The organism is Companilactobacillus furfuricola, assembly GCF_003946325.1.
GTDB classification, from domain to species: domain Bacteria; phylum Bacillota; class Bacilli; order Lactobacillales; family Lactobacillaceae; genus Companilactobacillus; species Companilactobacillus furfuricola.
On record NZ_RHNT01000003.1, the window covers coordinates 83,074 to 104,511 of the forward strand.

Below are 21,438 nucleotides of genomic sequence, written 5' to 3' on the forward strand. Positions count from 1 at the left end.
CATGCGTGCTACCCACTTACTGAACCACTCAAGATCGTTGCATTATTGCTCTCGACTGTGTAGTTCCCTGTTTGTCCATCTTTTAAGTTAAAACTTAATACTACTGGTGTGTCCGAAGTAATGCTCGTAGTCCGGTAAGGATTAGAAATGTTGTGCGTTGAATCACCTAGATAAATCGTTACTTTATTAGGCGATCCGGTCCCATCGTTACTATATGGGATCGTAATATTTCTTGTGACTGTTTTAGTACTATTATTATTTGACGAAGTATTATCTTTGGCATCTGTATCTGTGTTCTTTGAGGCTTCTGGTCCCTTCGACATAGTGACTGATAAAGTATCGCCTGAATTGATCACGCTATTTGCTTCTGGACTTTGATCGATCAATAGTCCTTCAGCTATAGTATCCGAATTATCATATGAAACGTCTAATGTAACATTGATCTCTTTGGCATAATCTTGGATGCTCTTTAGATTATAGCCACTTAAATCACGAACCCGGATAACTTTTTTCTTGGTAGGCTGTGGTTTAGCCAAGGTTAAGGTCAAAGTTTTATTCTTAGCTATAACTTTCTTACCAGATTGAATACTTTGCTTCAAGATCGTTCCTGAAGTGTAGTTGTTATTTGCTAGATACTTCAACTTCACTTCAAAACCACGTTTACTTAAATTATCAGAGACATCATCATACTGCTTACCGACCAGATTTGGCATGTTGTAATAAGTAGCTCCTAAGCTAATGACTAAATTAACACTCGCGTTATTCTTCAACTTTAGTCCTTTGTTTGGGACCGACTTGATCACATGACCTGCTTCAACGTCGTCATCATTTTCCTTGGTAATATCACCGACTTGCAAATTAGACCCCTTAAGCATCACCTTGGCTTGTTTCACGGTCAAGTTGCTCAGATCAGGAACGGTAGTCTCTTGATTGTTCCGCAGCGCCAAGATCGCTACTCCTAGCAAGACTACAAACGCTACAATACTTGCGATCCAAATATTTCGTTTACGCCGATTTGATTTCTTCGCCGGCTTTTGTTCCTGTTCGGGTGGATCTGAATGCAAAGGTGGCATGATCCTTGTCTCACCTAAAGGATTAGCTTCCATAGGACTGACTGGTACAAATTTCTTCTCGTTTGCACGGTCAGGATAAAGGCAAGTCGATAAGTCATCATGCATTTCGTTGACTGATTGATATCTTTGTTTAGGGTCTTTAGCCGTTGCCTTTAAAATACAATTGACTAATGCTTGAGGGATTTCAGGATCAATATTCTTTAGATCTGGTATTTCCTCTTTTGAATGCTTCAAAGCTACAGCTACGGCAGTATCTCCTTTAAACGGTACTGTCTTTGCAAGTAATTCAAACAAAATAATACCTAAGGCATAAATGTCGGATAATTCAGTAGCCGAGCCACCTCTGATTTGTTCCGGAGACATATAGTGAACTGAACCTAACAAAGAGTTAGTACGAGTAATTGATCTGTCACTTAATGCTAGTGCGATACCAAAGTCAGACACTTTAACCTGTATCGGATCTTTAGAGTCATCGACTAAGATATTCTCCGGCTTCAAATCACGATGAATGATCCCATGAGCATGGGCAACTGCCACCGCAGAAGTGATTTGTTCCATGATGGAAACAACTTCATGATAAGGAATCGGAAAGTGGTCGCGGATATACTTCTTCAAATTGGGGCCGTGAACATATTCGATAATGATGTATTGATTACCATTATCATTACAAACGTCCAAGACACTAACTATATTTGGATGTGATAATGTTCCGGTAGCCTTGGCTTCACGTTCAAATCTCCTTTTAACAGATTCATCATCTTGTAGATCATAACGTAAAGCTTTAACGGCTACCTTTTGATTTGTTTTGGTATCGTTAGCTAAATAAACATTGGCCATACCGCCCTCACCAAGGGTACGGATTATCTCGTAACGATTCCCAACTAGGTAACCTTTATCCATCTACTTATTACCCCCAGTTTCCGAGGCAAAAAGTAAAGCAGTAATATTATCACGTCCGCCGCCTTCATTAGCTTTGTCGATCAAAATATGGCATTTCTCATCAAGACTAATGTCACGAGACAAGACGTCGGCAATTTCCGCATCTGAAACCATGTTTGTCAATCCATCAGAACACAATAAAATAATTGCATTGTCAATTAGATCAAAATTCTTGATCCGTGGTTGAACAGTTTGCGATACGCCGAGCGTTTGCGTAATGATATTCTTTTGTGGATGATTTTCAGCTTCTTCAGGACTGATCTGTCCCGTCTCAACTAATTCGTGAACTAATGAATGATCAACACTCAATTGCTCCAATTTCCCTTGATGAAAAATATAGCAACGAGAATCGCCAACATTAACGACCATCATCTTATCGGAAGTGAAAAAGACTCCAACCATAGTTGTGCCCATCCCATTTAAATCGTCAAATTGATTAGAAACTGAGATGATTCGATCATTTTCCTTACTTATTTCTTTGATGATCCATTCGCGCAAATCATCAACGTCCGAAATATTTGTCTCTTCGAATGTGTGTCCCAAATGGGAAACAGCCATATCTGAAGCAACGTCACCACCACGATGGCCACCCATTCCGTCAGCGACAATACCAAAAATAATGTCTTTTTGGTTCTTAAATACGTTCACATAATCTTGATTATTTTCCCGAAGCTTTCCAACATCTGTCAGTAATGCATAATCCATAGAAATTGACCTTACCTCATTATTTTTTTCGTCTTAAGGCGGCTACGAAAAAGCCGTCTGTGAAATAATCATCTGGAAATAATTTTAAAACGCCATCGTGAACATTCTTATCTAACGATGACTCATGCTTAACTGGTACAACTTCGAAGTTATCGTTGTCTTGCAAAAACTTCATCACAACGTCTTCGTTTTCTTCTGCATCAAAGGTACAAGTACTGAATACCATTGTTCCATCGACTTTTAATAAGCCTGTTAAGCTATTTAAAATTTGTAATTGAATACGTTGCAAGTCCAGTAAATCTTCTGGTTTTCTAAAATAACGTAATTCCGGTTTACGACGGATCAAACCTAAACCAGAGCAAGGAGCATCGACTAAGATCTTATCAAACGATCCTGGTTCAAAATTATCTTTAGCTTTTCTAGCATCCAGTGCCTTAGTTTTAATTATATTCTCATAACCTAGTCGCTGGCTATTTTCTTTGATCAATTTTGTTTTAGGTTTATGAATATCTAATGCCATGACTGATCCATCTTTGATATAACTAGCCAAATGTGTTGTCTTGCCTCCAGGTGCTGCACAACTGTCTAGTACTTCGTCATTTGGTTGAACACCTAAAGCTGGTGCAACAGTCATCGAACTTTCATCTTGGATCGTAAATAAGCCGTCGACAAATTCTTGGGTATTGACTAAATTACCATGTTTGCAAGTTAGGCCGACCGAAGAGATCGGACTTTGTTTCATTTCAAATCCTTGTCTAGCTAGTCTTTCCTTGACGTCTTCAACTGTGGTTTTATTAGTGTTCACACGGATCGATATATCTGAAGCTTGGTTGATCGATTCCAAAACATTAATAGCTTTGTTCATCCCCTGTTGCTTGACCAACAGATCCACTAACCAAACTGGGGTACTGTATCTTAAACTCAAAGCATAGCTAGACTTGCCCTTTGGCAATTCCTGAAAGCCATGACGTTGATAATTTCTCAATACGGCTGTTACAAAATTACCAACGCCCTTATTACCGTTAACTTTAGCAATTTCGACTGATTCATTAAAAATCGCATGTTCAGGAATTTTGTCTAAATATTGCATTTGATAAATAGCCGTCATCAATACGATCATGACCCACTGTTCGACTTTTTTATCTTGAATGTATGGTTTTAATTGATACTCCAAAATATATTTATGCTGTAAAACGCCATAAACAATATTTGTCATCAAACGAGAATCAGCATCTGATAGATCACTGTTCTTCAAAACATTGTTGATCTCAATATTTGAATAGGCTTTATTTCTTAAAACTTTGAGTAAAACTTCTACGGCTAGTGCACGGGAATTATTCATTAACGTCGACCACTACTTGCCCTTCTTTTATATTTTTGCCAACTCCGTTTAGATAATTAGCAATATCCATTGCTTTCTTGCCAGCAGGTTGAATAACTTTGACTGATAAGCCATTACCATCGCCGCAAGCAATGACGAGATTCTTATGATCTCTTTGAACTACTGTTCCAGCTGGACTTGGTGAGTCCAATTTGACTGGTTCGCTCTTATAAAGCTTAGTTCTTTTACCATCAAGATTGACCCAAGCGCCTGGTTTAGGACTCAATCCTCTAATGTGATTGAAAATTTCTTCAGCAGATCGAGTAAAATCTAGATGCTCTTGTTCCTTTGAGATATTTGGTGAAAAGACTACTTTAGATTCGTCTTGGACCTCTGGCTTGATATCTTTAGAAATAATGTTAGGGATTGTTTCGAGTAATAGATCTCGACCGACGATCGCTAATTTTTCAAACAAAGTACCATTGTCATCCTCAGGTTCGATCGGAATTTTGGCTTGACTAATAACATCCCCGGCATCCATTGCTTTGACCATGTACATGATCGAAATACCAGTTTCTTTATCACCATTCATTAACGACCATTGGATCGGTGCCCCACCTCGGTATTTAGGAAGTAATGATCCGTGGACATTGATAGCTGCAATCTTGGCTGTATTCAAAAATGAAGTTGGTAAAAATTGACCATATGCGGCAGTAATAATAAAGTCCGGCTTAATCTTCTTTAAGACTTCAAGTTCTTCACTTCCTGACAACTTGGCTGGTTGATAAACTTCAATATTCTCCGAACGTGCTAAGACTTTAGTTGGGCTCTCTTGTAACAATTGTTTACGACCAACTGGTTTATCAGGCTGAGTGACTACAGCAGCAACATCGTAATCAGCTGCGATCAATCCTTTCAATACAGTTGCAGAAAAATCTGGTGTCCCTAGAAAAATTACATTCGTCATACATATACCTCCGTTAATCTATGTGTTGTGGTTCATTATCTATTGCAATGGTAAATCCATTTCTGGATTCGGCCTGTGTATCAGATAAAATCTGTAATAATTTCTGATGCAGTTGAGGCTCACGTTTATATTTTACAATAATTTGATAAAAATATTTGTTCTGTTTTCGAGAAATCATCGTCGGACTTGGGCCAAGTAAAATCGATTTGTCCGAAAGAACTGACGACAATTGTCGTTTCAACCAGTAGCTCTGTTTGAGTGCCTGGCCTTCATCTTGATGCGAAACACTGATCAAAGTCGTGAAATAATATGGTGTATATCCTGATTGGTGCCGTAAATACATTTCTTGTTTAAAAAATGTTTCATAATCTTGCTTTGCTGCATCTCTGATCGCATAATGATCCGGATTATAAGTCTGAATGATAACGTGTCCTTCCTTATCAGCTCGTCCAGCTCGACCAGAAACTTGAGTTAAGAGCTGAAAAGTCCGCTCGCTTGCCCGATAATCTGAGATACTCAAAGTCGTATCAGCATTGATCACACCAACTAAGGTAACATCAGGAAAATCCAGACCTTTAGCAATCATTTGCGTACCTAATAAAATATCCGCTTGATGATCGCTAAATTGTTCGATAATGGCCGCATGGGCACCTTTCTTGCGTGTTGTATCGACATCCATGCGTAAAACTCTGGCATCAGGAAACTTCTCATTGAGTTGACGTTCAATATTTTCTGTACCTGTTCCGTAGAAACCGATTTTCTTACTCTTACAATTAGGACAAGTATGGGGAACATTTTCCTCATGTCCACAGTAATGACACTTCATACGACCGAGATTCTTATGGTATGTCAAAGAAACGTCACAATTTGGACATTTCAAGACAAAGCCACATTCACGACACATCAAAAACGATGAATAGCCACGGCGATTCAATAAGACGATCGCTTGTTCTTTATGTTTGAGCGCTCGCCATAAATTATCTAGTAATAATGGTGATAAATCACCTTTTGCAGCTGAATTTTCGGAATTGCGCATATCAACGATTTGGACGTGAGGTAACGGGTGATCATTGATCCGCTTAGTCATTTTGATCAAATGATAGACGCCTTTTTCGGCACGAGCTCGAGACTCTAAACTAGGTGTTGCACTCCCTAAGACCAACGGACAGTCGTGATACTGGCTACGCCACTTTGCTACGTCACGAGCATGATAACGGGGATTATCATCTTGCTTATAACTGGCTTCATGCTCCTCATCAATAATAATAATCCCAATATGGGTCAATGGTGCAAAAACTGCACTTCTGGCACCAACCACGACTTTAACTTCGCCATTTTCGATCCGAGTCCATTCGTCATATCTTTCACCATTAGAAAGGCCACTGTGTAAGACCGCAACTTCATTTCCGAAACGTCCGATCACACGATTGACCATTTGTGGCGTCAATGATATTTCTGGGACCAGCATTAGGGCTGTTTTATTTTGCTCAACTGCTTTTTGGATAGCTTGCAAGTAAACTTCAGTTTTACCACTGCCAGTGACACCTTCAATCAGAAATGTCTCAGATTGCTTAGCATCAATAGCACTATTGATTGTCGAAACGGCTGCTGATTGTTCCTCTGTCAATGAAGGAATGTTTTGAATATCTGGTTTGATACCCACAGGCTTGCGGCGTTTAGTTATTTCAACAAATTTGATAATTTGATGTTTCTGTGCCGTCTTTAGTGTTGGTCGGGTGATATTAAATTTCTTCTCGATCTCACTAGTCTCGATCGGAAGATCCTGATAATGCTCGACTAAAAAATCATACAAGCGGATCTGAGCTTTGGCATTCGCGCGTAGTTCGTTTTTTCTATTAACAATATCTTCTGCAGACAGATCAGTCGTTATAGCTTGTCGAGTTAAGGAGTTAGCCTTATTTTCTACAACATATTCGATCTCGATCTTATTCTCACGTTTCAAATGTGCAATTTGCTTGATCCGTTCTTCAGTAGTGTCGTTCGTCATTTCAACCAATAAATGACCGTTCAAAATGGTCTGCACTTCAGGATCATCTTCATATCCCTTGGCAGCTTGAATAAATTGCTTATATTTAGCCCGCATCACGCTAGGCAACATTGTTTGCAAGCAAGAAATCTGAAAGGCATATGTCTGGTCAGCTAGCCAATAGGACAAATCGATCATCTCGGTCGACAAAACTGGTCTAACATCGATCACACGAATAATCGGTTTCAATTTTCCAGTAAAATCACTCGAGGACTTAACATTCAAAACGAAACCTTGGATCTTTCGCTTGCCTCGACCGAATCCAACTTCGACCCGCACACCTGGTATAACTACATCTGTTAATGCATCTGGGATCAAGTATTCAAATGGCCGATTAGTTTGCATAGTGGGAACATCAACAATAACTTCTGCAACAGACATAAAAAAATCCTTTCATAAAAAATTCGGTATTTTAACCACACTCATTGTCATTTCAGCAAGAATGCCACATTTCAACACTGAGTTTCATAAACTAATTATAATAAATATTTACCGATTCGTGGCAGATTCGAGCTTTATTTGTAACACAATGGCACCTGCTTACAACATCGTTACTTTACTCCTAAATAAACAAAAAATTCCTCCACAATTATCTGCTAGACAATCTGTGAAGGAACAAAAAAATTATTTCTCGTCTTTTTTCTCTTCTTCGACCTTTTCGGCTTCTTTTTCAAGAAGGATTGAATCTGGGTCAATTTCGATTTTACCATCAGCAATTTCTTCGAATGCTTTACCAATAGTTCTTGGCGACTCGTAGTGGTTAAACAATTCGATGTCTCCTGCTTCAAGTTCGTGTGCTCTCTTAGCAGCTAAAACAGCTAGCGAGTAACGTGAATCAACTCTGTCTAATAGTTTATCAATTGATGGATAACTTATCATATTAGTCTTCTCCTATAATCTTTCTATATTTATCTATAACTCGAGGCACACTTAAGTGTTCACTTCTTATTATACCTTCAATATTTCTGACTGCGTTAGGTATTTTATCATTAACTACGGCATAATCATAGTTTGACATCATCGCAATTTCTTTCTTGGCCTGTTCCATTCGCTTATCGATCGTCTTTTGGTCATCAGTTCCACGATGAGTGATCCGTTGTCTCAAACTTGGAAGGTCTGGTGGTGTCAAAAAGATGAACACACCATTGGGCATCTTTTCACGTACTTGCATTGCACCGTTAACTTCGATTTCTAACAAAACGTCGATCCCAGCATCCAATTTCTGGTTAACGTATTTCAACGGCGTACCATAGTAATGATCAACGTACTTGGCATATTCTAACATACCACCGTTTTTAATTTCCTTCTCAAACTCTTCGTTAGTCCGGAAATAATAATCCACTCCGTCCTTTTCACCAGGTCGCATATTTCTGGTAGTCATGGAGACTGAGTAATCAAATTTGATCGATGATTCTTCTAACATAGCTTTACGAACTGTTCCCTTACCTACACCTGATGGGCCAGACAACACTATTAACATTCCTTTAGATGACATTAACTTTCCCTACTATCTAATTATATATATTGTTTCTATCTTGCAATAGAATCACATTCATTTCAAGGGTTTACCGGCATAACGAAAAAAAATAGTTAAGAAAATATAAAGAAAGCTTGTTGATGCGAACATTTGTTCGTATAATAAAAATACAAACAAATGTTCGGGGGAATAAATAATGCAACTTCAATCTCGTTTTTACAACCATCAATTTACTAAAGATATAATCCAAACTACCACTGACTTCATTGATCGAACTTTCGACGTTAATTTTGGCGTTACTCCTTCAAAATTACCCCAAATGCCCGCTGATCAACTCGACCTATTCGCCAAACAAAGCCTACAAAACAAATATTTAATTGTAGTAACTATGTTAAACGAAGAGCAGTTTCAAGGCAAGCTAATCAAGGCTGTCAACAGAAATAAATATATCATGCAGATAAATTCAGGATTTTATAAGATCTTCAATTTAAACGATGTTAAATCTATCAACCAAGCAAATTCAATCTAATTTCTCTTGCTCCCCTTGTGCTAGCTCCAGTAATTCTTTGGCATGTTCTCGAGTGAGATCAGTAATTTTAGTACCCGCAAGCATTAATGAAATAGCTTCAATTCTTTCTTGACTGTTTAATAATGAAACTTCTGTCTCAGTTTTATTATTAGCGGTCTTTTTTTGTATTTGTAATTGTTGATCACTCATCGCTGCCACTTGTGGCAAATGAGTAATACACAATACTTGTAATGATTGGGCGACCCGATAGATCTTATCACCGATCGACTGAGCCACTCTCCCACTTACACCAGTATCGATCTCGTCAAAGACGATCGTTTCAACATTCATCTTTTCTGCGATGATCGATTCAAAGGCTAAAATAACTCGCGATAGTTCACCACCCGAAGCTACTTTAACTAATGGTTTGTAATCTTCACCAACATTAGTCTTTAATGTAAAACGTATCTGATCGATACCTTTCTCATTCATGTTGTCAGCCGATAAGATACTAAAATCAACATCAAAGCGAGCGTTTTTCATGTATAAATCTTTTAATTCTTGGTTGATAGACTTTGTCAGTGATTTAGCTGTTTGGTGTCGACTCTTTGAGATATCTTGGCCTAATTTTAAAAGCCCGCTTTGCTGTTTGGCGATTTCTTGAGTCAATTTTTCCTCAGAGTTATCATCCATATCGATTTTAGACAATTCATCATGTGCATCTTTGCCAAATTGGATCACTTCATCTAAAGTCGGTCCGTATTTTTTCTTCAGACCATCCAAAACGATCAGACGCTTTTGGATATTATCTAAACGATATTCATCAAAATCTAATCCGTCGATCTCATCGGAGATCGTTGCCATATCGTCTTGAACTTGATAGTATGCCCCATCGATCGATTCATACAATTCTTGATAAGCGGGGTCATATTCTTTAATGCTGTCTAGCTTCTGTCGCACCTCTCCTAAAGAGTCGACCACGCCACTGCCACCTGCAGAAAGCAATTCATAGCTTCCTTGAAGCGATGAACTGATCTTTTCAAAGTTCTCCAGATGATTCTTTTCTTCCTCTAGTTCATCATCCTCACCAGGCTTTACTTGTGCGGTATCGATCTCGTCGATCTGAAATTTGAGCATATCAATTCGTTGAGCAATATTTTGTGAATCCTTCTGGATAGCACGCAAACGACTCTTCTTGGCTTGAAAATCCTGAAATTCTGCCTGGTATTTAGTGATTTTTTGGGCAAAATCATCCTCAGCATAGCGATCAAGAATATCGATATGATTATCTTCATCTAGTAATTCTTGAGACTGATTCTGGCCATGGATCTCCACCAAATATTTCCCGACTTCTCGTAAAACATTGGTTTTGACCAACTCGTTATTTAAACGGCAAACGTTTCTTCCTTTACGATTGATCTCACGCTTAATTATCAGCATGTTGTCTTCGTGCTTGATCCCGTACCCATCCAAGATACCAAAAACAGGGCTATTTTTGGAAACCTCAAATAATCCCTGCACGGTTAAACTATTTTGGCCCGTTCGAACGAAATCGACCGAAGAGCGACTGCCGACTAATAATCCAAGTGCATCAATAATAATCGACTTACCGGCACCAGTTTCACCAGTTAAAGCCGTCATCCCATTTTTAAAATCTAATTGCAATTGACTGATAATAGCAAAATTATTAATGATCAATTTTTTTAACATTTTGTCACCAGCTATTTATTTAAATTTGCATAGGCCGCATTCATCGTCTCTTCGATCGAAACTGAATCGAGGATCTGTCCTGGTGTATCTGGATCAGTTGGTTTTTGGATGTGCATCAAAAATTCAATGTTGCCTTCGCCACCCTTAATTGGCGAAAAATCTAATCCTGTGACTAAAAATCCCGTCGACTTAGCAAAATTCAAAATTTTCTCCAAGACCATCTGATGAACCTTGTGATCACGCACGATTCCATGTTTACCGACATTTTCAGGACCAGCTTCAAATTGAGGCTTGATCAAGCAAACGGCGTCTGATCCTGGCAAAATAATGTTGAACATTGGGGGCAAGATCAATTCTAGCGAAATGAAGGAAACATCAGTCATGGCGAATTGTGGCAAACCATCGTGGAAATCCTCTGGTTTGCTATAACGAAAATTGACCCGTTCCATCACCACGACTCGTTCATCGCTTCTTAGTTTCCAAGCTAATTGATTATAGCCAACATCCAACGCGTAGACTAACTTAGCACCGTTTTGCAAGGCAACATCAGTGAATCCACCAGTTGATGAACCAATATCTAAACAAATTCGATCTGTTAGATCGATTCCAAATGACTGGACAGCTTTTTCTAACTTATATCCTCCACGGCTAACATATTTACTGTGAGCCCCTTCGACTACGTGGAAGATCTTGTCTGGATCGACCTTTTCACCTGGCTTATCATAACGAAGATTATCCTCATCATAAACTTCTCCAGCCATCACTGATCGCTTAGCTTGTTCTCTTGAATCAAATAAATTTTGCTCGACTAACATTACGTCTACACGTTTCTTTGCCATATTTTCTCCTATTTCTTGAAATAATCTAAGAAACTCACTAGTAAGTTCTTATCAAATTTCTCTTCCTTCAATACGGCATTTAAAGCGTCCTTAACTAAATTACGCAGTTTTTCTTCAGTCGCTTCTTTACCGATTAAATTAGGAAAGGTATTTTTATCGATATCTTCACCATCGTCTGCATCATCAAGATCGTCCTTAACTTGAAAAGCTAGTCCGATCTTTTCAGCATATAAAACTAATTCTTTAGAAGTTTTGTGATCGGCACAAAATGCACCGATCGTAACTGCCGCAATGATCAAATCAGCAGTTTTTTGGTGATGCAGCTGGGTCAGTTCATCAATGTTCAATTGCTTATCTTCCTTGGTTATGTCTGTCATTTGACCGGCTACCATCCCCATCGGACCAGCATTGTGAGCCAAGATCCGGACTGCTGCCATTCGTTTACTAGCGTCCAATTCCGATTTAGCGATCCAATAAAATGCCTGTGTCAACAAAGCATCACCCGCCAACACGGCTGGACCAGTTCCGAATTGTTTGTGGCTCGTCAGTTGGCCACGTCGATAATCATCGTTATCCATTTCTGGCAGATCATCGTGGATCAAAGAATAAGTATGGATCAATTCGATCGCTCCAGCGATATCAAAATATTTGTGCAAATCTTCATATTTAACGCCAGCTGAATAAACCGTTGCTAGCATCAAAACTGGACGGACTCTCTTACCACCTGAATTAAGCGAATATAGCATCGACTTTAATAAGAGCGGTTGCTTGATCTCAGAAGTGAGTTTATCTGTCAGAAACCGGTCAAATTCAGGTAGTATCTTCTCATGAAATTTTGTAAAACTTTTAATATCCACTATTCTTCAGAGTCCTTCTCATCATTTTCTGGCTTATTCGTTTCAGTACCATCTTTTGACATAATCTTAGTCACAGTATTCTCTGCTTCTGTCAGAGTCTTTTCGAGTTTTTTACTCAAAGTTACGCCTGACTTGAATTTTTCCATAGCTTCTTCAAGTGGGACGTTGCCCGCTTCAAGGTCTGTTACGATCTTTTCAAGATCTGCCAAATTATCTTCAAAGTTCTTTTTCTTCTCAGCCATTGTTATCCTCACTAATTTGTTTAGTTATTACTTTTACAGTCCCATCGACAACTTTTAGATCAACTGCTTTATCGACTTGATAATCAGATGTCTTTTTCAAAACCTTTCCATCTGCATCAGTGGCGATCGCATATCCTCGACTCAAAGTCTTCAATGGACTTAGTGAATCTAAGGCAGAAACTTGCTTACTAAAATAATTTCGCTTATTACTAAGCATCTTGTTGATGATCAGTGTCATATTTTGGACATCATTAGAAATTTGGTTTTGATATTTGTTGATCTGCTCTTTGGGTGAAAGCTGGGCAAATTTAGTTTCTTTATTCCAAAGTTGCTCTTTATACCAACGTAATTCACTCGTGACGATCTGATTTAAACGCGTGGTGTAATTGTCCACTTTCTGCATATAAACTTCATAGATACGCTCTGGATGTTGTAAAAAGACATTTTGGGCATAACTATTCACTCTTTGTCGGTAATAATCTAAAATCTTGTTCTGAGCTACGATCATACGCGACTGCATGTTTTCGATATTTTCGATTTGTTCACGTAATACTGGCGTCGCCAATTCAGCCGCTGCAGTTGGGGTTGGTGCACGTAAATCAGCTACCATATCAGCAATCGTTACATCAGTTTCATGACCCACCGAAGAAATCACCGGTATCTGACTCTGAACGATTGCTTCTGCAACTATTTCTTCATTAAATGGCCACAGATCTTCGATCGAACCACCACCACGGCCAATAATGATCGTGTCGAAATTTCCCATTTCATTGATCTGCTTGAGTCGTTGGACGATCGTTGGAGCAGCCGTATCACCTTGAACTAGTGCAGGAAATAAAATTAATTGAACGATCGGATAACGTCGTTTTACAGTGGTCATAATATCGTGGATCACAGCACCTGACTCACTAGTTACCACTGCGATACGTTTGGGAAACTTCGGGATCGGTTTCTTCGGCAAATTGAATACTCCCATCTGGGAAAGTTTCTTCTTCAATTGTTCAAATGCTAAATAAAGTGACCCTAAACCATCCGGTTCCATAGAATCAACAATAATTTGATACTGTCCACGACCTTCATAAACTGAGATGTGTCCTTTGACACGGACTTTCATTCCTGTTTCAGGCTTGAACTTGATCTTGTTAAAATTGCCGCGAAACATGACAGCATTGATTACAGCGTGATCATCTTTGATCGTGAAATACTGATGAGCATTCTCACGGATCTTAAAGTTGGAAAGTTCGCCAGTCAAATAAACGTGGCCCAAATATGGGTCCACGTCAAATTTTCTTTTAATGTATTGTGTTAAAGCAGTGACTGTTAAATATTGTTCCGAGTTATTCATTTGCCCTTTCCTCTGCAAGCTCGACCACTCGATCCATCAAAGCAGTGATCGTCATAGGTCCAACACCGCCAGGAACTGGTGTCATCATTGAAGCCGTATCTTTAACTGAATCAAAGTCGACATCCCCACATAGCTTGCCGTTTTCATCGCGATCCATTCCGACATCAATGACGATAGCACCGTCTTTGACATAATCAGCATCGATCATCTTAGCACGACCAATTGCCACAACTAAAACATCTGCGGTCTTTGCCAATTGTTTCAAATTCTTGGTATGTGAATGAGCTACAGTTACCGTAGCATTCTTATCGAGCATCATTGCTGCAACTGGCTTACCAACAATGTTACTACGTCCAATGATCACAACATTCTTGCCATCAAGATCGACATCATAATAATCAAGCATCATCAAAATACCTGCTGCTGTTGCAGGTTTTGTTTGTGGTTCACCGATCCAAAGATGTCCCACATTTTCTGGAGCAAATCCGTCAACGTCTTTCTTTGGATCGATCGCGTTGATCACACGATCTTCGTCGATGTGATCTGGTAATGGCAACTGGACTAAAAATCCATCAATTTCTGGATCAGCGTTCAATTCATCGATTTTTGTCAATAATTCTTCTTCAGATACATCAGCCTTAAAGTGGATCAATTGTGACTTCATGCCCAATTTTTCAGCACGACGTTGTTTGTTTCTAACATACACAGCACTGGCACTATTATCGCCTACCAAAACAACAGCAATACCAGGTGTGATCCCTTTAGCTTTTAAATCTGCTACTCGTTTTAACATTGATTCATCGCAAGCACTTGCGACTTTTTTTCCATCTAATTTAATCATGATTTTACCCAAAAAGGCTGGTACTATGTACCAGCCTACCCTTCAACAAAGTTAGATAAGATGCCGTTAACAAAGGCCTTTGAATCCTTGTCGCCAAAATCTCCAGCTAATTCAATGGCTTCATTAATTGCAACTTTTTTTGGAACTTCTAGACTATTTTGCATTTCAAATAATCCCATGCGTAAAATTGCACGGTCGATCCGAGACAAACGGGCTACGGTCCATTTGTTCTTTAATTGTTTAGAAATTTCTGAATCCAATTCACTCTCGTGTTCGAGTGTTCCTGATACTAGGAATGTTAAATAATCTGGTACTTGAATCTCACTAAGGTCGGCTAATTCTAAAGTCGACTTGATAGCAGTTTCAGCATCAGCTTTCGTCGTATCGATGGAAAATAGTGATTGTACTGCTAGTTCTCTGATTTCGTGTCTGTTTATACTCACTGGTATTATTCCTTACTGTCTGTTGTTACACGTTCAACGTCGCCATTTGTTTTCTTGGCAACTAACCCAACAACATGCACATTAATTTGCGATATATCAATATCCGTCATGAATTTAAGTTGTTCAATAGCTGACTTTTGAATTTCTAATGATACCTTAGGAATCGAAACTCCATATTCAAGATAAACAAATACATCAGCAGTGACATTGTCGTCTTCAAACACAACATCGACACCTTTTCCATGATTCATTCTACCAAACAATGAATTGATCCGGTTAGATATTGTACCGCGCATTTCATAAACGCCTTCAACTTGATTCGTTGCGATCCCTAATAAAATTTCGATCACTTGATGAGAAATCTCAACGTTTCCTTGCACTTTGCCGTCATCTTGTAGTGTTACGTATTTTTGATCAGCCATAAACTTTATCTCCAATAACTAAAAATTAATTTGCACGTGAAATATATGTTCCATCCTGAGTATTGATTGTCAACATATCACCTTCGTTAACGAAGAATGGAACTTGAACAACCACGCCAGTTTCCATTGTAGCTGGTTTGGAACCACCTGATTGTGTATCACCTTTGATACCAGCTTCTGTTTCAACAACTTTTAAGTCAACAGTATTAGGAAGATCGACACCCAATGTTTCACCATTGTACATCATAATGTTAACTTCCATGTTTTCTTTCAAGTATTTCAATTCGTCAGTTAGTTGTTCACCAGGAATTGTTAGTTGTTCATAAGTATTCATATCCATGAATACGTGGTTAGTACCGTCAGCATACAAGTATTGCATCTTCTTGTTCTCGATTTGAGCTTTTTCAACCTTAGCAGTTGATCTAAATGTCATTTCTTGAACAGCACCTGTTCTTAAGTTCTTAAGCTTTGAACGAACAAAGGCACTACCCTTACCTGGCTTTACGTGTTGGAATTCGATAACACGCCAAATGCCGTCTTTTACTTCAATTGTTAATCCATTTTTAAATTCGTTTACTGAAATAGACATACTGATCTCCTCAATTAATTGTTAATTTGCAACGTTCCCTTTATTTTACCAATACTAATAGCTTTATGGCAATAATATGTAGTTGTTTATATAAAAAAAGAGGACCATGTCCTCTTTTATACGGTATATATTAGTATACTGAAACTTTCTTCTTGTCTTTGCCAAGTCTTTCGAACTTAACAACACCGTCTTTAAGAGCGAACAATGTGTCGTCGCCACCACGGCCAACGTTTGCACCTGGATGAATCTTTGTACCACGTTGTCTATAAATAATTGCACCGGCTGTAATAGCTTGGCCATCGGCACGCTTTGCACCTAATCTACGACCTGCTGAGTTACGACCATTAGTTGTTGAACCTCCACCTTTATGGTGAGAGAAAAATTGTAAATTCATCTTAAGCATGAAGTTTACCTCCTAATTAAAATCAATCGTATTTTGTGTTGAACTAACAGTAATATTATCCGGATAACTAGCCGCGATATCTTTCAATATCTCTGACAAATTATCAAGCAATAACGCTGTATCATGAGAAACAGCTCCTGTTATGCGGCAGCCAAGATGGCCACCATTGACCTCATCTGAAACCACTTGAGGCTGAACCTTTGTAAGTTTCTCCAGATTGTTGATAGTACCGATCGTTACAGCTGATACAGCAGCACAAACTAAATCTTGTCCATAAGGACCGGAATCAGCGTGGCCAAGGATCAAAAATGAATCGATCGCTTTATCGGCATTCCGATGAAAACTTGCCTTGATCATAATTATTAACCTTTGATAGCGTTAATAGTTACTTTTGTATATGGTTGGCGGTGACCAGTCTTTGTATGTGAGTGCTTCTTAGGTTTGTATTTGTAAGTAACGACTTTCTTTTCCTTACCTTGTTTCTCAACTTTACCTGTAACTGAAGCGCCCTTAACAACTGGGTCTCCAACTTTAACGCTATCTCCGTCAGAAACTAAGATTACATCGTCAAATGTAACTGTGTCTCCTTCTTTAGCATCGAGTTTTTCAATAAAGATTGCTTCGTTTTCTTCAACCTTATATTGCTTACCACCTGTTTTGATTACTGCGTACATAAATTGTACACTCCCTTCTAATACTCGCCAATTAGGTGCTTTCGCTTAAACCTAATTTTGAGCGGTTGTAGATGCAATAGTGATTGCAACTAATAAAATATATCAGATATCAATTTATTTTTCAACTTTTTCCAAGCTTTTTTCTTCGACCGTTTCACCCTTTTTCACTGGTAAAAATCTTCCTTGATTATAAATTAACCAAGCTAGCAAGATAAAGCCGACTATATTCAGTCCTAACGAGGCTTTGGCCACAGCCGAATATCGATATCTCAAGACAATTTTGTTTTGTCCAGGTTTAGTTTCGATCAGAGCGGTTCCTCGATCAGATATCTTATATTTGGCTGGCTCATTGTTGATCCGAACATCCAACCCTTTGTATACCAAGACTGGAAAATCGATCGTCTCTGGTTTCTGACTGAAATAGTTCACAGTATAGGTATTCTGCGTAGTCTCAAACGGAAGTTTCTCGCGTTCTCCGTTAACAACAAAGTAATGTTTAGAGAGGTCCTTGGCAAAATAAAGACTACGAACTGGATAATAATCTTTTTGGGCAAACTTCTTAATATATTTATCACCATCACTGACCGTAATATGGCTAGGATGTTTGGCCAGTGTGATTCTTTGATTAAGCTGTGTCCCACTGACGTAAACTTGATTGACGCATCCAGCTAAAATCAAGACCATGACTAGTAACTTCAATAATGGCGAACGTTTGTCGACAATTTTCGTCACTCCATAAGCGATATAAATTGATGCAAAGAAAGTAAATAAATTCAAGAATCTCCAAGGAAATTGCATGTAATTAAAAAATGTATTTTGCAATTGATCCCAAGGAATGATGTTTGTCGACAAAATCAAGGCTATGATCATTTCTGCAGCAATCAACCGGTATTTAGCTTTGTCTTTCCAAATAAAAATCACCAGCAGTAAAAAGGCGAACAGCATGATAGCACCGAATGAATAATTTCTTAAATCTGTCCCCAATGCATCTTTGAACAATGCTGCTGGAACTTTGGCGGTCGCCGACAAATCTAAGAGAGCTGGTCGATTAACAGAAACATAAAGTTGCTGCTGGATCATCGGCAAAAAGAAGCCAACTGTCGTGAGTCCAACCAAGACGATTGAACCAACCCCGCTCAATATCAATTTGCCCCAATAACTGAAACTATGCGCTGTCTTAGTAAATAACACCAACAAGATCAAAGGGATCATCAGGATAACTGTAGTAAATGCTGTCAGTGGATGCGTTAAGACTATTAAAGTAAAACTCAAAGCAAATAATGGCCACTTCTTAAAATTGCCGCGAAGCAGTTGATAAAACTCATAAAACAGCATCGGCACAAAGATATAACTCGTATATTCCGCTAATCCTGCGCGATAAAAAACACTAGCCATCCTAAAAAATGACAACGTGTAAATAATTGAAAATAAGAATGACTGCAAAGTATTGTCAGAAAACTTTTTCATAAAATAATAAGCACTAACAAAAGTTGCAAAAGTAATAAGTGTTAAAAAGACGAAAAATCCGATCACTGGATTTCCAATAATCTGAAATATTAAAAATCCTGGTAACACCATTACCCACGGATAAAACTCACTTGTCATATTTCCAACGTGTCCCCAATAGTCGAAATTGACTGGAGATTGGAAAATATTTCCCAGGCTAGCGATCCGATTGAGATGAAATAACATATCGTAACTATCCATCAAGCGGATGTTCCCATTTGGTGCAAATAAAACTGTATAAAAAATACTCAGAACAAGAAAAATAACGCCTAAGATTATTGTTCTGAATGTTTTGTTTTTCATGATCATACTCCAATTAAATTCGATAGATTCATTATACGACTGGAATAAAAAAGGATTAAGGCTAAACGTCTTAATCCAACAACATTTCCAAATTATACAGCAATTGAAGTTGCTGCAAGTGGTACCACTGTTAAAAATACGAAAATAGCACTAAAAAAAGATAAAGCCAACCGACCTTTCTCAGTGTTGATCCGTGCGAATAATCTCGTAATAATGTATAGAGCGACGATCAAAACAATCCCCATGATGATCCCTAATAGATCGTCGATCTTTCCTAGCTTAGCTAGTACAGCAAAAATAAGGTCCACAACAATAAATATAACAGTAAATACAAACGAATACTTTCTTGTCAAGTATCCCACCTCGTAAATTCCCTAGAATGTAATGCAACTTTATTATTATACACGTTCACTGTACATATTAAAATTTTTTTTAGGACATTGCAATATCATTTTTATAAATTAAAAAGAATTCATTGAATTATTTAATACAATTTTGCATGTTTATTCATTTTGGCTTATTTTTTTGTTATATATTTTACTTTTTTATATTATTTTACATAATTATTTTTATATTTCCTTGTTTTATTTGGTAATAACTGTTTATAATCTTGTCATTACTAAGTTTTAGGGGAGTAATTATGGTACTAACAGAAGCACAAAAGAGAGCCAATGAGAAATGGCATCGTAATCATCGGCAGAGAGCTAATTATATTGCTATGCGGTCTTCGGCTCGTAGTTTTATTCGTAAGAAGTCTACGCTTACTGATCTTGATGAGCTGGAGAAATTGATACGAACTCGTCGTAATGAAATTTCAGAATGATATTTTTTATGGACAGCACTTTGGGTGCTGTTTTTTTTGTATAGATGTAAGTGAGCTATGGCAGACAGAAGCGTTTTACTTTGATGTTAGTCCGTTAGTTTGTTTGGTTGTTGGGGTGTGGTAATAGTATTTTGGTTGCTACGTTCAATGCCGACTCCGGAGCCCGGGGATACAGCCACTGGAACGCTGCCGACGTCGATTTGAGCTCCTCGAAGAAGACCACTTCGACGATCTCAAATACGAGTCTTATTCTAAGCGGTAAAACCGGTTCTTGTTGTACTTTGGTTAGCCATCAAGAAATTCATCAAGATCTAGGTTGCCTGTTGATTCCAAAAAGACTAGTCTACACTTTTTAAAAAAGTTGATAAAATTAGTCCTTCCGTATACAATTCGTTCTAGAAGCTTGATTTTGTTATTATTGCCTTCAACAAGACCAGAGCTTATTGGTGAAGATATTGCGGCGTCTACGGCTGCGATATCTTCTTTTATTTTTGTACAAAATGAGGATATCTCGGAGGTTTCATATTTATCCAAAAAATCATCCATTGCTTTGATGTTTGTTCCCATTATTGCGAAATGAAATTCTGTATAGATCTCTGAAGCTCTTTTAACTACTGGAAAGGCTGATTCGATAATATCTTTATATTCAGATTTAGGGTTGTTTTTGAACAGATTATCTATCAAATGTTCCTTTTTGATTACGGTGATATCGTCGAGATATCCTAATTTTCCCCCGAAGTGACGCTGACTTTCCGTTTCTCTTCCTGGGAAATTATTTTTACTAATACAATACATGTAAGACCATAGTGTACTTTGGTTTTTATTGTATCCTTTACTCAACACATAAGAGAAAATTATCATATCTGAGTAGCCTGCAGACATCATCTTATAGATAATATTTGCATAATCATCGACTGCAGTTTTTCTTCTTTTTCCAACGTATGTATCAAATTCGTCGATCTTTTCGGGAGTCATATTTAAATATCTATGGACTATTGAGACATTCATCCTATATTTAGAAGCGATTTTTTCAACAGTAATACCCTTTAAAGATGCTTCTTTTTTGATTTTTAAAATTAACTTCTTTTTGGTCTTACGATCCTTTCTTTCACGTCTATATTCCAATGAATCAGTCCTAATTGCGCGTCGATCATAGTGGACGATAGATCCATTTTCGTCAACTGGAGGAGTGTTATCGTAATTCAATCCCTTCAAGTCCTTTGATGACTGTGTTTCATCCTTCACTTGGATTTTTTTAGGGGCATTTTTGAGTACTTTATTGTTTTTAATAAATATATATTTGGGAAGTGCAGGTCTAAGCATTCTTTCTAAATAGGAACTTATATTGTCGATTAAATGAAATCTATCTGCAATTTGGGTCGAGTTTGGTAGGACTTCACTGAT

At 38.1% G+C, this 21,438-nt stretch carries 24 protein-coding genes and 1 other annotated feature; of the genes, 2 read left to right on the forward strand and 22 right to left on the reverse strand.

The window, feature by feature from the left end; all coding sequences use genetic code 11:
- Positions 1-8: 8 nt before the first annotated feature.
- From pknB to gmk, 7 genes are all read right to left on the reverse strand, one after another.
- Positions 9-1,973, reverse strand: a complete 1,965-nt coding sequence (gene pknB / locus EKM78_RS02165; RefSeq protein ID WP_125768708.1) for a Stk1 family PASTA domain-containing Ser/Thr kinase — start codon at positions 1,971-1,973, stop codon at positions 9-11.
- The gene (locus tag EKM78_RS02170; protein ID WP_125768711.1) at positions 1,974-2,717 is read right to left on the reverse strand and encodes a Stp1/IreP family PP2C-type Ser/Thr phosphatase; all 744 of its coding nucleotides are present in this window, start codon (positions 2,715-2,717) and stop codon (positions 1,974-1,976) included.
- 19 nt (positions 2,718-2,736) lie between these two features.
- Positions 2,737-4,059: a 16S rRNA (cytosine(967)-C(5))-methyltransferase RsmB gene (gene rsmB, locus EKM78_RS02175; RefSeq protein WP_125768714.1), complete on the reverse strand. Its 1,323-nt coding sequence runs from the start codon at positions 4,057-4,059 to the stop codon at positions 2,737-2,739.
- Positions 4,052-5,005 carry a methionyl-tRNA formyltransferase gene (gene fmt / locus EKM78_RS02180; protein WP_125768717.1) on the reverse strand — a complete coding sequence of 318 codons (954 nt, stop codon included), beginning with the start codon at positions 5,003-5,005 and terminating at the stop codon, positions 4,052-4,054. The genes rsmB and fmt overlap by 8 nt, the downstream gene beginning before the upstream one ends.
- Positions 5,006-5,018: 13 nt before the next feature.
- Positions 5,019-7,433, reverse strand: coding sequence for a primosomal protein N' (gene priA, locus EKM78_RS02185; protein WP_125768720.1), 2,415 nt, complete (start codon positions 7,431-7,433; stop codon positions 5,019-5,021).
- 243 nt (positions 7,434-7,676) lie between these two features.
- Complete coding sequence (rpoZ, locus tag EKM78_RS02190) at positions 7,677-7,931, reverse strand: DNA-directed RNA polymerase subunit omega (protein WP_125768723.1); 255 nt, start codon at positions 7,929-7,931, stop codon at positions 7,677-7,679.
- Position 7,932: 1 nt separating this feature from the next.
- A complete protein-coding gene (gene gmk / locus EKM78_RS02195; protein ID WP_125768726.1) occupies positions 7,933-8,547 on the reverse strand; it encodes a guanylate kinase in 615 nt (204 codons plus the stop codon).
- A 178-nt stretch (positions 8,548-8,725) separates the two neighbouring features.
- On the opposite strand from gmk, the gene EKM78_RS02200 reads away from it, so the two are divergent.
- Entirely contained in the window at positions 8,726-9,058 is a 333-nt protein-coding gene (locus EKM78_RS02200; RefSeq protein ID WP_125768729.1) for a hypothetical protein, read from the forward strand.
- On the opposite strand, the gene recN is transcribed toward EKM78_RS02200, so the two are convergent.
- The 14 genes from recN to EKM78_RS02270 form a co-directional block, all read right to left on the reverse strand.
- A complete protein-coding gene (recN, locus tag EKM78_RS02205) occupies positions 9,050-10,735 on the reverse strand; it encodes a DNA repair protein RecN (protein ID WP_245994736.1) in 1,686 nt (561 codons plus the stop codon). The genes EKM78_RS02200 and recN overlap by 9 nt on opposite strands.
- 23 nt (positions 10,736-10,758) lie before the next feature.
- Positions 10,759-11,586: a TlyA family RNA methyltransferase gene (locus EKM78_RS02210; RefSeq protein ID WP_125768736.1), complete on the reverse strand. Its 828-nt coding sequence runs from the start codon at positions 11,584-11,586 to the stop codon at positions 10,759-10,761.
- An 8-nt stretch (positions 11,587-11,594) separates the two neighbouring features.
- Complete coding sequence (locus EKM78_RS02215) at positions 11,595-12,443, reverse strand: polyprenyl synthetase family protein (protein ID WP_125768739.1); 849 nt, start codon at positions 12,441-12,443, stop codon at positions 11,595-11,597.
- Complete coding sequence (locus tag EKM78_RS02220) at positions 12,443-12,685, reverse strand: exodeoxyribonuclease VII small subunit (protein WP_125768742.1); 243 nt, start codon at positions 12,683-12,685, stop codon at positions 12,443-12,445. Before EKM78_RS02220 ends, EKM78_RS02215 begins: the two co-directional genes overlap by 1 nt.
- Positions 12,678-14,030, reverse strand: a complete 1,353-nt coding sequence (gene xseA, locus EKM78_RS02225; RefSeq protein ID WP_125768745.1) for an exodeoxyribonuclease VII large subunit — start codon at positions 14,028-14,030, stop codon at positions 12,678-12,680. The genes EKM78_RS02220 and xseA overlap by 8 nt, the downstream gene beginning before the upstream one ends.
- Entirely contained in the window at positions 14,023-14,871 is an 849-nt protein-coding gene (folD, locus tag EKM78_RS02230; RefSeq protein ID WP_125768748.1) for a bifunctional methylenetetrahydrofolate dehydrogenase/methenyltetrahydrofolate cyclohydrolase FolD, read from the reverse strand. Before folD ends, xseA begins: the two co-directional genes overlap by 8 nt.
- A 35-nt stretch (positions 14,872-14,906) precedes the next feature.
- The gene (gene nusB / locus EKM78_RS02235; protein WP_245994738.1) at positions 14,907-15,314 is read right to left on the reverse strand and encodes a transcription antitermination factor NusB; all 408 of its coding nucleotides are present in this window, start codon (positions 15,312-15,314) and stop codon (positions 14,907-14,909) included.
- A gap of 5 nt (positions 15,315-15,319) precedes the next feature.
- Complete coding sequence (locus EKM78_RS02240; protein ID WP_125768752.1) at positions 15,320-15,736, reverse strand: Asp23/Gls24 family envelope stress response protein; 417 nt, start codon at positions 15,734-15,736, stop codon at positions 15,320-15,322.
- 25 nt (positions 15,737-15,761) lie between these two features.
- Entirely contained in the window at positions 15,762-16,325 is a 564-nt protein-coding gene (efp, locus tag EKM78_RS02245; protein ID WP_125768755.1) for an elongation factor P, read from the reverse strand.
- A gap of 130 nt (positions 16,326-16,455) precedes the next feature.
- Complete coding sequence (gene rpmA, locus EKM78_RS02250) at positions 16,456-16,728, reverse strand: 50S ribosomal protein L27 (RefSeq protein ID WP_125768758.1); 273 nt, start codon at positions 16,726-16,728, stop codon at positions 16,456-16,458.
- A 12-nt stretch (positions 16,729-16,740) separates the two neighbouring features.
- Positions 16,741-17,085, reverse strand: coding sequence for a ribosomal-processing cysteine protease Prp (locus EKM78_RS02255; protein ID WP_125768760.1), 345 nt, complete (start codon positions 17,083-17,085; stop codon positions 16,741-16,743).
- 5 nt (positions 17,086-17,090) lie between these two features.
- A complete protein-coding gene (gene rplU / locus EKM78_RS02260) occupies positions 17,091-17,402 on the reverse strand; it encodes a 50S ribosomal protein L21 (protein WP_125768763.1) in 312 nt (103 codons plus the stop codon).
- A gap of 10 nt (positions 17,403-17,412) precedes the next feature.
- Positions 17,413-17,479 (reverse strand) — a sequence feature (ribosomal protein L21 leader region).
- A 37-nt stretch (positions 17,480-17,516) separates the two neighbouring features.
- On the reverse strand, positions 17,517-19,211 hold the full coding sequence (locus EKM78_RS02265) for a DUF6541 family protein (RefSeq protein WP_164507157.1): 1,695 nt from the start codon (positions 19,209-19,211) through the stop codon (positions 17,517-17,519).
- 92 nt (positions 19,212-19,303) lie between these two features.
- The gene (locus tag EKM78_RS02270) at positions 19,304-19,564 is read right to left on the reverse strand and encodes a hypothetical protein (protein WP_125768769.1); all 261 of its coding nucleotides are present in this window, start codon (positions 19,562-19,564) and stop codon (positions 19,304-19,306) included.
- Positions 19,565-19,851: 287 nt separating this feature from the next.
- On the opposite strand from EKM78_RS02270, the gene EKM78_RS02275 reads away from it, so the two are divergent.
- Positions 19,852-20,034, forward strand: a complete 183-nt coding sequence (locus EKM78_RS02275) for a hypothetical protein (RefSeq protein ID WP_125768773.1) — start codon at positions 19,852-19,854, stop codon at positions 20,032-20,034.
- A 285-nt stretch (positions 20,035-20,319) separates the two neighbouring features.
- Here EKM78_RS02275 and EKM78_RS02280 read toward each other — a convergent pair.
- Positions 20,320-21,438 (reverse strand): transposase (locus tag EKM78_RS02280; protein WP_211334323.1); only part of this gene is annotated, 1,119 nt, incomplete at its 5' end.

Excerpts from the sequence above, each read along its gene's own strand:
- pknB (WP_125768708.1), bottom strand. The coding sequence starts at position 1,973 with ATGGATAAAGGTTACCTAGTTGGGAATCGTTACGAGATAATCCGTACC.
- EKM78_RS02170 (WP_125768711.1), bottom strand. The coding sequence starts at position 2,717 with ATGGATTATGCATTACTGACAGATGTTGGAAAGCTTCGGGAAAATAAT.
- rsmB (WP_125768714.1), bottom strand. The coding sequence starts at position 4,059 with ATGAATAATTCCCGTGCACTAGCCGTAGAAGTTTTACTCAAAGTTTTA.
- fmt (WP_125768717.1), bottom strand. The coding sequence starts at position 5,005 with ATGACGAATGTAATTTTTCTAGGGACACCAGATTTTTCTGCAACTGTA.
- priA (WP_125768720.1), bottom strand. The coding sequence starts at position 7,433 with ATGTCTGTTGCAGAAGTTATTGTTGATGTTCCCACTATGCAAACTAAT.
- rpoZ (WP_125768723.1), bottom strand. The coding sequence starts at position 7,931 with ATGATAAGTTATCCATCAATTGATAAACTATTAGACAGAGTTGATTCA.
- gmk (WP_125768726.1), bottom strand. The coding sequence starts at position 8,547 with ATGTCATCTAAAGGAATGTTAATAGTGTTGTCTGGCCCATCAGGTGTA.
- EKM78_RS02200 (WP_125768729.1), top strand. The coding sequence starts at position 8,726 with ATGCAACTTCAATCTCGTTTTTACAACCATCAATTTACTAAAGATATA.
- EKM78_RS02210 (WP_125768736.1), bottom strand. The coding sequence starts at position 11,586 with ATGGCAAAGAAACGTGTAGACGTAATGTTAGTCGAGCAAAATTTATTT.
- EKM78_RS02220 (WP_125768742.1), bottom strand. The coding sequence starts at position 12,685 with ATGGCTGAGAAGAAAAAGAACTTTGAAGATAATTTGGCAGATCTTGAA.
- xseA (WP_125768745.1), bottom strand. The coding sequence starts at position 14,030 with ATGAATAACTCGGAACAATATTTAACAGTCACTGCTTTAACACAATAC.
- folD (WP_125768748.1), bottom strand. The coding sequence starts at position 14,871 with ATGATTAAATTAGATGGAAAAAAAGTCGCAAGTGCTTGCGATGAATCA.
- EKM78_RS02240 (WP_125768752.1), bottom strand. The coding sequence starts at position 15,736 with ATGGCTGATCAAAAATACGTAACACTACAAGATGACGGCAAAGTGCAA.
- efp (WP_125768755.1), bottom strand. The coding sequence starts at position 16,325 with ATGTCTATTTCAGTAAACGAATTTAAAAATGGATTAACAATTGAAGTA.
- rpmA (WP_125768758.1), bottom strand. The coding sequence starts at position 16,728 with ATGCTTAAGATGAATTTACAATTTTTCTCTCACCATAAAGGTGGAGGT.
- EKM78_RS02255 (WP_125768760.1), bottom strand. The coding sequence starts at position 17,085 with ATGATCAAGGCAAGTTTTCATCGGAATGCCGATAAAGCGATCGATTCA.
- rplU (WP_125768763.1), bottom strand. The coding sequence starts at position 17,402 with ATGTACGCAGTAATCAAAACAGGTGGTAAGCAATATAAGGTTGAAGAA.
- EKM78_RS02265 (WP_164507157.1), bottom strand. The coding sequence starts at position 19,211 with ATGAAAAACAAAACATTCAGAACAATAATCTTAGGCGTTATTTTTCTT.
- EKM78_RS02275 (WP_125768773.1), top strand. The coding sequence starts at position 19,852 with ATGGTACTAACAGAAGCACAAAAGAGAGCCAATGAGAAATGGCATCGT.